The organism is Acinetobacter sp. YH16031, assembly GCF_013417335.1.
Lineage (GTDB): Bacteria > Pseudomonadota > Gammaproteobacteria > Pseudomonadales > Moraxellaceae > Acinetobacter.
In genome coordinates this window covers 1-13,976 of record NZ_VPED01000045.1, presented here as the reverse complement: position 1 = coordinate 13,976, position 13,976 = coordinate 1, and the positions used below count along the sequence as shown (strand labels likewise).

General features: G+C 44.1%; 10 protein-coding genes. 2 read left to right on the top strand and 8 right to left on the bottom strand.

All coding sequences use genetic code 11. The features are described from left to right. Positions 1 to 252 precede the first annotated feature (252 nt). Positions 253 to 3,018 carry a DNA polymerase I gene (polA, locus tag FTV31_RS14605; protein ID WP_180015550.1) on the bottom strand — a complete coding sequence of 922 codons (2,766 nt, stop codon included), beginning with the start codon at positions 3,016 to 3,018 and terminating at the stop codon, positions 253 to 255. A 161-nt stretch (positions 3,019 to 3,179) separates the two neighbouring features. Here polA and FTV31_RS14600 point away from each other — a divergent pair, with 161 nt between their 5' ends. Beyond that, positions 3,180 to 5,885 carry a DUF2339 domain-containing protein gene (locus FTV31_RS14600; protein WP_180015548.1) on the top strand — a complete coding sequence of 902 codons (2,706 nt, stop codon included), beginning with the start codon at positions 3,180 to 3,182 and terminating at the stop codon, positions 5,883 to 5,885. A 151-nt stretch (positions 5,886 to 6,036) separates the two neighbouring features. On the opposite strand, the gene FTV31_RS14595 is transcribed toward FTV31_RS14600, so the two are convergent. Together FTV31_RS14595 and FTV31_RS14590 are read right to left on the bottom strand one after the other, a co-directional pair. After that, on the bottom strand, positions 6,037 to 6,960 hold the full coding sequence (locus tag FTV31_RS14595; protein WP_180015546.1) for a mechanosensitive ion channel family protein: 924 nt from the start codon (positions 6,958 to 6,960) through the stop codon (positions 6,037 to 6,039). Between the two features lie 9 nt (positions 6,961 to 6,969). Further along, complete coding sequence (locus FTV31_RS14590) at positions 6,970 to 7,800, bottom strand: hypothetical protein (protein ID WP_180015544.1); 831 nt, start codon at positions 7,798 to 7,800, stop codon at positions 6,970 to 6,972. A 93-nt stretch (positions 7,801 to 7,893) separates the two neighbouring features. Here FTV31_RS14590 and gspE point away from each other — a divergent pair, with 93 nt between their 5' ends. Continuing rightward, complete coding sequence (gene gspE / locus FTV31_RS14585) at positions 7,894 to 9,381, top strand: type II secretion system ATPase GspE (RefSeq protein ID WP_180002879.1); 1,488 nt, start codon at positions 7,894 to 7,896, stop codon at positions 9,379 to 9,381. 173 nt (positions 9,382 to 9,554) lie between these two features. Here the strand turns inward: gspE and FTV31_RS14580 are convergent, their stop codons facing one another. The 5 genes from FTV31_RS14580 to FTV31_RS14560 all read right to left on the bottom strand — a co-directional run bounded on the left by FTV31_RS14580 (position 9,555) and on the right by FTV31_RS14560 (position 13,567). Beyond that, on the bottom strand, positions 9,555 to 9,980 hold the full coding sequence (locus FTV31_RS14580) for an organic hydroperoxide resistance protein (protein WP_004783539.1): 426 nt from the start codon (positions 9,978 to 9,980) through the stop codon (positions 9,555 to 9,557). Positions 9,981 to 10,098: 118 nt separating this feature from the next. Then, the gene (locus FTV31_RS14575) at positions 10,099 to 10,926 is read right to left on the bottom strand and encodes a carbon-nitrogen hydrolase family protein (RefSeq protein WP_180015542.1); all 828 of its coding nucleotides are present in this window, start codon (positions 10,924 to 10,926) and stop codon (positions 10,099 to 10,101) included. Between the two features lie 20 nt (positions 10,927 to 10,946). Then, complete coding sequence (gigB, locus tag FTV31_RS14570; protein WP_004783532.1) at positions 10,947 to 11,465, bottom strand: anti-anti-sigma factor GigB; 519 nt, start codon at positions 11,463 to 11,465, stop codon at positions 10,947 to 10,949. Positions 11,466 to 11,577: 112 nt separating this feature from the next. Next, positions 11,578 to 12,546, bottom strand: coding sequence for an RsbU family protein phosphatase GigA (gene gigA, locus FTV31_RS14565; protein ID WP_180015540.1), 969 nt, complete (start codon positions 12,544 to 12,546; stop codon positions 11,578 to 11,580). 103 nt (positions 12,547 to 12,649) lie between these two features. Continuing rightward, positions 12,650 to 13,567: a VacJ family lipoprotein gene (locus FTV31_RS14560; protein WP_004783528.1), complete on the bottom strand. Its 918-nt coding sequence runs from the start codon at positions 13,565 to 13,567 to the stop codon at positions 12,650 to 12,652. Positions 13,568 to 13,976: the final 409 nt, after the last annotated feature.

Below are 13,976 nucleotides of genomic sequence, written 5' to 3'. Positions count from 1 at the left end.
CATGAAATACGGTATTCTGATGTGACAAAACCTGAATCCTGGTCGTTAAAGTGTTTGTTTGCACTCATATTTTAACTGTTAGGACTCAGGTTTTTTTATTTAAAGCAAACTATGGGACAGCAGTGCGCTTAGGCGTCCTTTTTTATTTCAAGAAAATTCCCTCTCCTTGTAGGAGAGGGTTAGGGTGAGGTCTATAAATTTTAATAACCTCCATCCCAACCTTCCTCCTAAAAGGAGGAAGGAGCTTTAGTATTAATGCGCTTCATCCCAGTTCATGCCTTTACCGACTTCCACGACCAAAGGTACAGAGATTTCAATCACGGATTGCATCACTTCAGTCAGTTGAGGTGCCAGTTCATCTGCAATCGCTTCATCGACTTCAAATACCAATTCATCGTGCACTTGTAGCAGCATTTTGGCCTGATCTTTAGGTAGCATTTTATCAACTTCAATCATCGCCATTTTGATAATGTCTGCAGCTGAACCTTGTAATGGTGCATTAATCGCCGCACGTTCAGCGGCTTTGCGGACCATCATGTTACGGGCATCGATATCAGGTGTGTATAAACGGCGACCTAGAATAGTTTCAACGAAGCCTTGTTCCAATGCCACCTGACGGGTACGCTGCATATATTCATAAATTCCCGGATAGCGGCGGAAATACTGTTTGATATATTCCTGTGATTCCTGACGAGTGAAACCTAACTGACGGGTCAGACCAAATTCAGACATGCCATAGAGCAGACCGAAATTCACGGCTTTGGCCTGACGACGCTGATCATTGGTCACTTCTTCAAGCGGGATACCCAGAACTTCAGCTGCGGTACGGCGATGCACATCCTGTCCATGGTTAAAGGCATCTACTAGCGCATCATCCTGAGATAAATGTGCCATCAGACGCAATTCAATCTGTGAATAATCGGCTGCGAGTAAGACACGACCTTCAGGTGCAATAAAGGCCTTACGAATCTGACGTCCGATTTCCGCACGAATTGGAATGTTTTGCAGGTTTGGATCAGTAGACGATAAACGGCCAGTGGCTGTGAGTGCCTGATGATAACTGGTATGCACACGATGGGTTTCGTTATTGGCCTGTTTGCATAGACCATCGGTATAAGTGCTTTTCAGTTTGGACAGACCGCGATATTCCAGAATCAGTTCAGCAATCGGGTGTTCCAGTTTTTCCAGTACACTTTCGCTGGTACTGTATTGACCGGTAGAGGTCTTTTTGCCCCCTTTCAGGCCCAGTTTGTCAAACAGAACTTCACCGACCTGTTTTGGAGAGCTGACATTAAACGCTTCACCGGCTATTTCCGTGATCTGATTTTCCAGGTTCTGCATGGTTTGAGCAAATTCACAACCGAGTTGATCCAGAAAAGCCAGATCCAGTCGGATGCCATTTTCTTCCATGCTGGTTAGCACACGGGCTACCGGCATTTCAATATTATGCAGAATATTGACCAGTTCAGGATAAGTCTGCAGCTTTTTGCTGAGTACTTCAAACAGGCGATAAGTCACATGCGCATCTTCTGCCGCATAATGCGCTGCAGTTTCGATCTCGATTTTATTGAAAGTTTTTTGTTTGGCGCCTTTACCCGCCACCTGTTCATAAGTAGTGGTTAAGTGGCTTAAGTACAGACGAGCCACATCATCCATACCGTGGCGAGTGGCAACTGAGTTCAATACATAAGAAGCCAGCATGGTATCAAAATACCAGCCCGCCAGATGAATGCCGTGATTTTCCAGAACATGCGCATCATATTTCAGGTGGTGGCCAATTTTCTGAATCGCTTCATCTTCTAGAATCGGTTTGATTTGAGCCAGAATTTCTTCACGATTGAGCTGTTCTGGCGCACCTTCATAATCATGTGCCAATGGTACGTAATAGGCATCCTGTGCATCAAAAGCCACCGAAAAACCGACAATCTGTGCGATACGATAATCTAGGCTGGTGGTTTCGGTGTCAAAAGCAAAGCGTTTTTCAGTATTTAAACGTTCAAACAGCTTATCCCAATCTTCCTGAGTCAACACAGTATGATAAGTGGCTTCTCCAAGCTGATCATTATCACTGCTTAGTGTTGCCTGCTGGTCATCGGCTTCCTGAGGTTCAGGTGCTGCTTTGGCAGTAATCGATTGGGTAGCCTGTTTATAATTACGGTTGTTTGGATTATTTGGATGATCCAGTGATTGCAGCTGGTTACGGAATTCCAGTTCAGTATACAGATTACGTAAAGCTTCTACATTTGGATCCTGAAGTTTCAGGTCATCATAAGTGAAGCTTAAATCCAGATCGCAAATGATGCTGGCCAACTGATGATCCAGTGCAATGCCATCGGTATTGTCTTTAATATTCTGACCAACTTTACCTTTGATCTTGTCGACATTTTCCAGAATGCCACCAATCGAGCCATATTCATTGAGTAATTTGGCTGCAGTTTTCGCCCCAATCCCAGGCACACCCATAATACCGTCTGAGGCATCGCCCATCAGGGTCAGATAGTCAATGATCTGGTTTGGCCATACACCAAACTTTTCAAAAACCCCATCAACATCCATTGGTTTTTCTTTGAAACTGTCTTCCAGGGTCACTTTATCAGTCACCAGCTGTGCCATGTCTTTATCACCAGTCGAAATCAGCACCTGATGGCCTAAAGCTTCAGCACGTTTAGCCAGTGTACCAATAATGTCATCCGCTTCCGCACCTGGCAGCATATGCAGGGGAATGCCCAAAGCACGAATCAAGGCATGTAAGTATGGAATTTGCTGTGACAGTTCTTCCGGCATGCTCGGACGGTCACCTTTATAAATAGGTGATAGCTCGTGACGGAAAGTCGGTTCAGGCGTGTCGAAAATCACCGCCATATGGGTTGGCTGGGTACGGCGCATCAGTTTTTGAATAGCAGAAATCGCACCACGAATTGCATTGGTGTGCAGACCGGTTGACGTGGTTAATGGTGGTAGTGCATGAAAGGCACGAAATAAAAAGTAAGAGCCATCGACCAAGACAAATGGTGGCATGTAATCAATTCCTTATTCAAAAAACAGTTTTATTGTACGTGATTTTTACTGCACTCGCAGGGGCAAGTCGGTTTCTACAGCTTAGCGAATATCGGGTGAAGATGAAATAAGCAGTACAAGCTGTTGTATGATGACATGGTTAAGGAACGAGAACGAGAAGAATGACGGCAGGGCAAAATGAATTGCGTATGATCTGGCTGATTAGTCTGGTGATTGTGGGAATAAGTGCATGGTATCTGGAATTGCAGATCGTGACTTATCTCACTGGTCTGGGTTTCCTGATCAGCGTGATGCAATATATCAGTGCCATTGAAGCACCCGTGCGGGATCTGGCAGTACCGACGCAGGTGATTGTGCCAGCCAATTCTAAAATACCGCTGTATATTTCTTCTATTATCGCCATTGTCGGAGGCGTGACTGAACTCAACTGGCTGATGGGGATTGGCATTACCGCCTGGATTTTCTTTCTATTACGCTGGCTACAGCGTTTGGAACGTAACATTGTCCAGTTGCAATCTCGTTACCGGTCAACAGATCAGGCTCATCCAGAAATCACTCAACCAGATATTCCTTTACCTATTGCTGCTCAAGCAAGTCCAGATCAACCACAATTGCTAGATCAGATCCAGCAGTGGATTTTTCGAGGAAATCCGGTTCTTAAAGCTGCGATCGCGATTCTGGTCATTGGGATTATTTTATTACTCCGTTTTGCAACAGAGCACTGGCAGCTGAGCCTGGCGGTGAAATTAGGATTGGTCGCTTTATCTGCTGTTGTTGTGACCGGATTGGGTTATACCCTGATCGCTAAAAATCGAAGTTTTGGTCTGGCACTGGAAGGCTTGGGATTAGGGGCACTATTTCTGACCTTGTTCTTTGCCTATTACAATCTGGTGATTGCCACGTTGCCACTGGCAGCTCTGGTGTTCTTGGTCATTTTGGCAATTACGCTGTACTTAAGCTTGAAACAGGAAAGTATTGAGCTGGCAGTCATGGCCTTATTCATTGCCTATCTGGCGCCGTTTACCTTGCCGACCCGGGATGCTTCTGCGGTTGAGTTCATTAGTTATTATCTGCTGATTAATATCGGCGTGCTGTTACTTAGCAGTTTGCGGCCCTGGAAAATCCTGAACCAGATTGCTTTTCTGGTCACAGTCATAGTAGGTGGGATGTATAGCCTGATTCATGGTCATACATACGAGCGTTATACCATGACCGTCCTGATTCTGGCACATAGTGCGGTATTCATCTGGCTAGGCTTTCGCTTTAGCCAGTTACTGGCCCGGCAGGATCTTTCCCGTTTTCGTTTAAAACCGGTTCTGGATCTTGCCCTGATTTTCGCTGCACCGATTACCGCCTATATTTTCCTGTATCTGATTCACTTTAATCAGCCTGATCAGAAGCTTTGGCAAGCCGGACTTAGTCTGTTATTTGCCGGGATATTTGCAATCTGTTGGACTTTAGTGCGTCGCAGAGAAAGTATTCAGGTCATTTCCCAAAGTTATCTGAGTCTGATGCTGATCTTTCTGGCTTTGGTTCCACCCATTTTATTGACAGAGCAGTGGAGTGTAGTCGGTTGGGCGGTAGAAGGCGTACTGATTTATCTCTGGGCATTGGAAAAGAATATTCGGGTTGCGCATTACCTGAGTATGGGACTGCTGATCATGGCAGGTTTCAGTAGTGTTTACTATCTGATTGAGCTTAATCCCACACCGCGGAAAATTTTCTGGATTCTCAGCTTCTGTTATGTCGCCGTCGTCTTCCTTAGTCAGCTTAAAGCCAAATATCGCCAGCAGCTCAATAGTTTAAGTATCAGTTTTCTGAGCATTCTCAGTTTTGCTTCGACCCTGATGTTGTTTGCCTTGCTTGAAGATGAGTTTGCTCATGAACAGGCTTATATTTATAGTTTATTCAGTCTTGGACTGGGTTATACGGTTCTAAGTGAAATCATACAGCGCAAGCATCAGGAATGGTGCTGGTTATTGCCAAAATGGAGTGGTCTTACGCCATTGGTGATCATTGCGATTTTGCTGGCTGTTGATTATAGCGAAAATGGGATTCTGGTCTGGCCAAGTGCTTTGGAGCGTGGAATCTTTGCACTTTCATCATTATTGCTGGCTGCTTTATGGTTAAGACCGGTGAAAGGAATTGATTTATCCAAAGAGTGGATGAGCTTTGGGGTATTTGCCAGCCTGACTTTGGCTAGTGTATGCCTAATACCGAGCATGCCTTATCTCAGTATGGTAATTCTGCCTTTGGTATTCTGGTTCTGGTGTTATCGACGAAAAGAAAATTCAGAGTGGCGCTTACTTTGGCAGAGTAAAAACTGCTTAGTGTTAATGGGAGCTTGGTTAATATGCTCACAGCTGTTTAACCAGCAAGCTTTCCAATATTACTGGTTACCTCTATTCAATCCATTTGACCTGATTAGTCTGGCCATGCTTGCCAGTTTCCTGTGGATGCTGTTGCAGCAGATTCGGGCAGGACACGATCGTGGGATGATGTCGGTACTGATGGTACTAAGCCTGTTATGGCTGTCGAGCTATATTGTATTACGGGCCTTACATATCTATCTGCAAACACCATTCAATAGTCTGGAATTGTGGAGCAATGCTACAGTACAGTTAAGCCTGACGATTCTTTGGGTATTGCTGGCTTGGGCAACCATGTGGACGGCTACGCTAAAAAGGCTTAAACCGATGTGGATTTTAGGAGGCAGTATTCTGGTAATCGTCAGCTTGAAGCTGGTGTTATTCGACTTATCTCATACCGGTACACTGACACGTGTGATTTCATTCTTGCTGGCCGGTGGGGTCATGCTACTGATTGCGTATATAGCACCAATGCCGGATGGGGAGAAAAGGGTTTGAATCTAAATTACTCGATTTGAGCGTTAATTTAATCTCCCCAAACCCTGAACGAGCTTAAAGCACTACTTTAAACGATGTGTAAGAGAAAGACAGGCTTTTTATGACAGTTCCTCCCTTAGTAAAGGGAGGTTAAGAAAGGATATAGAAAAAGTTATTTTAAATCCGGCTCTCTCTTAAGCTCCTTCTCATTGGCATATTGATCAATGTCTTCATTTTCCAGTGGGCGAGCCAGTGGATGATCAACAAAGCCCATTTTTGGTACCGGAATCTCAATCTGGTTATCGAGAAAGCCATTTCGAATCCGTTCCTGCATTTCATCACGGACTTTCAGATAATTTTCCTGCTGGCACCAGATCGCAAACAAAAGTTCAATCGAAGATTCACGGAAGGCGGTGACTGTGACTGCAGGCTTTGGATCGGCCAGAACCAGCGGATATTTATTGGCAACATCAAGCAGTACTTCACGCACCTTGATGATGTCTTCATGAAAATTAATAGCCAAGGTAATCGGAATACGCCGGATCGGAAACTTGGACAGGTTATGTACCGGAGCCCGAATCAGCTGTTCGTTCGGCAAACGTACATAGATATTGTCTTGGGTAAGTAGTTTAACCGAGAGCAGATCAATCGAAATCACTTCACCTTCAACGGTATGTCCACGAATCAGTGTAATCTGAATGGTATCACCTACTTCAAAAGATCCTTCACCAATCAGGAAGATACCGCTGATCAGGTTGGATGCAGAGGTTTGGGATGCGAAACCCAGTGCGACGGTTAAAATACCTGCTGCACCGAGAAAGACACTGAGTTTAAATCCGGCTTCCTTCAAACTCGCCATCACAAACAGCAGGAAAATAAAGTAGAAAATCCCGCGGCGCCAGACCATTTGCTGATGCGCATTAAAGCGTATACCAATAGTACGGATAAAAGCATTCGAAAAAAAACGTGCGATCAGGAAACCAATAAAACACAGCACAACCGCGACGACGATTTCAGTCAGGCGATCGGTATTAATATTGGTAAATACTCCCTTGAGACTGTTGGTGACTTCGGTTGGAATATTCGAATTTGGCATCACACGCTCTTAGAAAAATGAATCAAACATATTAAATAAATTTCCCGCCGGATCACGCGGTGGGTGTAAATAATCCACTTCACCCGCATTGGGCGGGGTACGGTTTTCCACCCGGATCCGGGGTGGGCGATCCAGACCTTCATGCAAAACCTTAATCTGCGAGGTCCACAGACGTTCAGTGCTGGCACTATAAAAGAGAGGTAATGCAGGTACTGGAACATTCATACGATCGAAACGTAGTTGCTTGTGACTGGTATTATGAAATTCAATTGGAGTCACAGCACGGAATGCACGAGGACGCAATTGTTCTAGCTCGGTTCTTCCGTCGACTGCGGTAGCATAGCAAATTTCACCGGAACGATGATTGGGCCCAAACCAGGTGTCTTTCGGTAAAATCACTGGAAGATCAAAAATCGGTTCACGTTGACCTTCGACAAAACCGGCAATCCATAGCGGGGTGCTAATATAGAGCGTTCCACGTTGACCGGCCGGAATATAAATTGGATCAACCGGTTTAATCACCACTGAGCGATTCGCCAGACGAGGCATAAGCTGTAACTTGCTTTGGGTAGATTTGAACATATAGCGTTCAATTTTCACCGGGGTCGGGAATGCAAATAGTGGATCACTAATCTGATGCCATTGCTGTTCATAATCGTACTGCACCGTCGGACGATAATATTCCAGTCGCCATTCTTGCAAGCCTCGGGTCAAACGAAACAGCAGAGAGCCAAATTGCCAGGCCTTGGACTCGTTAATTTCAAAACTTTGCTCTCCCCACCATTGAATTCTGGGAGACTGTAGGTTTAATTCCTCTTGATCTTGCGGCAATGTTGGCATCCTTTCTTGCTAAATCTTTGAAAACATACTTCACGCTGTCATATGCTTAGAGTACACTCAATTTAAATTTTTTCATCATTATTATAATCTGCGATGCAAGTACTGAAACAATTACAAATCCCGTATAGCTTTGCGAAACGTCATGGTGTGCTATTGCGTTATGAGGGAGATCAGGCTTTTATTGTCCGTCGTGACAATACATCTATGCTTGCATTACAGGAAGCACGCCGTTTGCTGGGTCATCCGGCCCAGTATCAACATTGTACAGAACAAGAATTCAATCAGTTACTCAGTTCCAGTTTTGCCGGCGATAGTGGTGAGTCACAGCAGGTCGCGGCTGGTCTGGAAGATCACCCGGATTTATTAAGTCTTGCCGATTCAGTTCCTGAAGCTGAAGACCTGATGGATCAGGAAGATGATGCGCCTATTGTCCGTTTGATCAATGCCTTGTTATCGGAAGCGATCCGTGTTGGCGCCTCAGATATCCATGTGGAATCTTTCGAAAAACGACTTTCTGTACGCTTGCGTGTCGATGGACAGTTGCGTGAAATTGTGCAGCCGCGTCGTGAGCTGGCGCCATTACTGGTATCACGGATCAAGGTCATGGCCAAGCTGGACATTGCAGAAAAACGTATTCCTCAGGATGGACGTATTTCCTTGCGTCTGGCAGGGCGTGAAGTCGATGTCCGTGTTTCAACCTTGCCATCCTCTTATGGGGAGCGGGTGGTGATGCGATTGCTAGACAAACAGGCTGGCCGTCTAAATATGACTCATCTGGGCTTGATGAATAACGATTATGATCGACTCAAGACCCTGGTGCATCGTCCTCATGGCATTATTCTGGTGACTGGACCTACCGGTTCGGGTAAGACCACTACCTTATATGCAGCACTTTCTGATCTAAATGATGGTTCCAAAAATATCCTGACGGCTGAAGATCCGGTGGAATATCAGTTAGAAGGGATTGGTCAGACTCAGGTAAATACCAAAGTCGACATGACCTTTGCTCGTGCTTTAAAAGCCATGTTGCGTCAGGATCCGGATGTGGTGATGGTCGGTGAGATTCGTGATCTGGAAACCGCAGAAATTGCAGTTCAGGCCTCACTGACAGGTCACCTGGTATTATCAACGCTGCATACCAATACTGCGATTGGTGCAGTGACCCGTCTGAAAGACATGGGAATTGAACCATTCTTGCTATCGAGCTCCTTAATTGGGGTAGTTGCTCAGCGTCTGGTACGGACTTTATGCCCACATTGTGCAACCTGGAAAGATGCAGATGCATTTGAACAGAATCTGTTTGAACATATTGAGCATCCACAGGATTTAAGATTACCTCAACCGCACGGTTGTGAACGGTGTGGTAATACCGGCTTTAGTGGACGTACCGCCATTTATGAAATTGTACCGGTTGATGAGCATATGCGCCGTCTGATTCATGGTAATGCGGCTGAATATGAGCTGGAAACCTATGCACGTCAGCAATCTGGTTCAATTCGCGATGATGGTTTACGTAAAGTGCTGGCTGGAAAAACCACGATTGAAGAAGTTTTGCGTGTAACCAATGAGGCGGCAGAGTAAATTTTTATTCGATGGGATAGGAAGGCACAGTTTTCTTAAGTAAATATCTCAAGTGATCATTTTTCTATGAAATAGCACAAAGTAATTTTTATCAATATTTTATAAGAATGATCAACTCTATCCTGAAATGACTTCTGATTTTTCAGGATAGAGAGTGGAATGCTTATGTAGACTTAGGTGATGACATTCAAAGTAACATCAATATTGTTTCGGGTTGCATTTGAATAAGGACAAACGATGTGTGCGGCATCGACCAGCTTTTGAGCTTCGTCCTGTTCCATTCCTTCTAAATGAATATTTAAAGTCACTTCAATGCCAAAACCGGTAGGAATCGGACCAATGCCAACTTCACCTTCAATATAGGCATCTTTGCTAATATTGATTTTATCCCGGTTGGCAACAAACTTCATGGCACCTAAAAAACAGGCTGAATAACCTGCAGCGAACAATTGTTCAGGATTGGTCCCGCCACCTGGGCCACCCATTTCCTTGGGCACTGCCAGTTTCACATCCAGAATCTGATCGTCAGAGGTTGCACGGCCATCTCGACCGCCTGTAGCTTTGGCACGTGCGGTATATACTGCTTTTTCTAATGACATGAGAGTATTTCCTGCTTGTTCTTTTATGGAACTTCTATGCTCCATAATTTCTAGGGAAGAATAAGCAGGGATTTTGTTAATTTATGCAAGCGAATGAGAATGCGGTAAAAAGTCTGACTTAAGAGAACTTTAGTAGCTTGCGATGCTGCATGAGTGGCATAGACTCACGCACTTTGGCCTGCCCAGTCAAATCAAAATCAACCGTAATAATCTGTGCGCCTTCCGCATGCACCATATCGAGAAGTTGACCACGGCTGTTTGCTGCAGCAGCATGTCCCCAAGTTTGACGTTTTTCACCATGCCAGCCCTGTTGAGCAGCGCCAAGAACTGTGCATTGGGTATCCATAGCACGTGCTTGCAATAATAATTGCCAGTGCATTTGGCCAGTGGTGAAGGTAAAGGCAGATGGTGCAGTCAAAATATTTGCACCTTGTGTACGTAAATGAAGCGCAAGTTCAGGGAAGCGCAGGTCATAGCAGACCATCATGCCAATATTGCCAAAAGGCGTCTTCGCAACGACGACATCGGTACCTGGTTCAAAGAATTGGGATTCCTGATAGCCCCCAACAGCATCACCGACCTGCACGTCAAAGAGGTGAATCTTGTCATAGCGAGCTTCAGTTTTTTCTGGACTAATACACAGACTTACGGTTCTAACCCGGCCATCTTCAATAATCGAACCATCAGGACGATAAGGACAGGGTAATGTCCCTGCGATAATCCAGATCTGATATTGATGCGCTAGTTGTTGCAGGCGTTGTTGAATGCTCTCGAATTGAGCTGCAGTTTCGCGCTGCTTACCAGCAGCAAAACAGACGAAATTTTCAGGAAAGACAATAAGCTCAGCACCTTTTGCTTTACTTTGTTGAATTAATGATTCGATGGTCATGAAATTTTGCTCAATTTCATTTTGGGAATTCATCTGTGCAACAGAAAGTAAAGTCATAGGGATTCCTTATTGTGTGTTCATACCTTTTGTTCAGACACTTGATCTAGATTATCTTGTTCTTTTTGCAACTGTTTGACCAAGGGCTCAAACATATTCTGGTTGCTCTGATTTAACCGCATTAAAGTCTTGTGTGCATCTAGAACAGTTTTCAGCATTGCTTGATGCGTCACATGTTCTTCCATCAGTTTACGCGTACATACATTTGAATCACCGCAGTAATCCAAAATGACAAAGACCTGCCCCAAGCCCATACTGTTGGCCAGAGTCGTGATATCAGAGTTAGTCGACAACATCACCGCCTGGATCTTATGGAGCTGCTTAAGTTTAAGTCCTAATTTTGCCAGGACACCCAGTACAGTGCTGTCAATAAAGCTGGTTTCAGTCAGATCAACAATTGCGCCAACAACGTTGTCCTGCTGCTCAAGTTTGTTCAGTAATTTGTCTAGACTAATACAAGATTGGGCCCGCACTTCGCCGATAAGCTTAAAAATATGCGTTCCATTCAAGCTTGCATATTCAACATGACCTGTTGACATATAAATGCCATTTGCAGAGAAGGATATTAAATTATCCCATAGGGTCTATAGATACTCAAGTAGCTGAAAGTCGCAATCAAATTAAGTGCTTATAAAGCTTGTGATTATACTGCTATTTCACTCTTATAAAGCTGAGAATGGCAATATCGTCGGCAACATGTTCGGGTGCTTCGAAGGATTCGTTCTGTAAATGATGCAATAATTGGGAAAACTGTTCATTCAGACCGCCGCTAAATGGCTCCAATGCCCCATCTGAACAGATAATGAAACGTGCATTGCGGCTGAGGATATACTCATTTTCTTCTACCTCAAGGTCTTCAGTCAGGCCTAGAGGAAAACTGCTGGATGACAGGATTTTTGGTTCCTGATTCGGTTCAAAGATGATCGGAGGAGGATAGTGACCAGCACTGGACCATTTCAAGACATGGGTTTCCAGGTTCAGAATTCCGGCAATCATGGTAATATGTTTTTCAATATTTTCCTGAACCAGCATCCCATTTAGTTTCTTGATTAGTTCACGAGGCGTTTTCGAACGTCCATGAAAAGCCGCCATCCAGGACGTTAATAAACTGCTGGTAACGCCATGACCAGAAACATCCGCAAGATAGAAAATGACTTCTTTATCGCTGATTTTCCAGTAATCGTACCAATCGCCAGACAGATAGGCTGAAGGCTGAAAATAGGTTTCAACCGCATAATTGGTCAATTCAATTTCATTCGGTAGCAAACGTTTTTGTAACTCTGCCGCTGAAGGAAGATCACGACTATCCTGATTACGCTTATATTGCGCATCGATTTTTTGTAATGCGATATCGGGTTGTTCAGGCAGTTTATTCCAGATCCAGCCTGCCAAAGCGCCTTGTTCCCAAGCTTGTGCCAAGGCTGTTCCTTCATTTTCCAGCGCTAATACTACAGTCGGAAGGTTCCACTTGTATTTCAGATAATCATGTACATCTGCAATGGCAATAATCGTTGCATCGTACAACTCGTGATCTTCCAGCTTGATTACTTGAACGTGCGGAAGCTTCTCAAGCACTTGATCTAAATAAGGAATATCGCGAGTAGGTTGAATGAAATACATAGACAGGTAGTTCGATCCTGGAATGAGTTATAAGATGTACTATAACAAGCAAATGATTGCTAGCGAACAGTTTTCGCTAGCAAATCATCATTCAGCTTAGGTTTCAAAGGTCATCACTAGAAGATTCAGTCTCATTTTCATCGAAAGATTCATCTTCAAGATTTTCATCATCGAAGTCATCTTCAAGGAATAAAGATTCCTGTTCCAGACCTTTTTTCTGGGCGATCATATAATTGGTGCGTTGCAAATAAATATCGCGGATTTGTGCATAACGATCACCTGTTAACACACCTTCAATATCAAGTAATTCTGCACGATTATCAATTGCACGCCAGAATTGGTCACCCCAATACAAGCCTTCATCATCTTCAAGAATATATTTCTGTGGACGGGTCTGGCTATCGACTGCCATACCGAAAGTATCACGCACAGAACTTGGGCCCAGGAACGGTAACATCACATAAGGACCGGAAGGCACACCATAATAACCTAGCGTGATCCCGAACTTTTCATCTTCATGATCCAGTCCCAGACGACGGGCAGGATCTGCCAGACCTAAAGTAGTTAAGGTATTAATGGTAAAACGGCCCAAAGATTTTGCTGCACGAGCAGGACGGCCCTGAATCAACTGGTTTACCGCATTCCATGGTTCACCTAAATTGCTACGGAACTGGGTATAGCTGCCACGCACATCTTGAGGAACCTTTTCCTGATACTGAACCGCAATGGGGCGAACGACTGCCTGGTCGATCGCATCATTAAATTGATACACCTTTCTATTCCAGCCCTGGAAAGGATCTTTAACTTCTTCAGCCTGTGCAGCACTAGCATCGACTTTTAGCTGGGTTTGCAAATGACTCACTTTAGAAGATATTTTTTCTCTGAGTGGAACCGTAGTGGTAGTAGCAGAAGATTCAGTTTCTATTTCAGTCTGTTCAGCCTGAGTAGTGTCTTCAGCAAAAATTAATGGGCTAGAGGCCAAAGAAAATAAGCATAAAGATAAATAAATAGAGCGATGCATAAGGAAACCCCAAAGCCTTGTTTTGAGTATAGTGGCGTTGTTTAACCCGGAATAATAAACTGTATTACTAGGAATAGGCGTAATTTAAGCAAAATTGTATAATAAATGAATAAAAACTTCATAAAAGGCTAAAAATTAGACATGCGGTAAGATTTATTTGAAAAAGGTGTTGCAAGCCCTCTGAAATGCTGTAGAATGCACATCCATCGGCGGTGATGAAGATTAAAACTTCTGATAAAACAGTAACTTAGCATGAAATGGTTGAGTTAGGGTTTAGAAAGAAAGTTTAAAAATAATTTTCATTACTGGTTGACTTTCTAGAGATAGAGAGTAATATAGCCGACCTAGCTTGCTACTGACGAAGTAGTGAGAAGATCATTAAGAGATTATGAAGAACAACTTGTGTGGA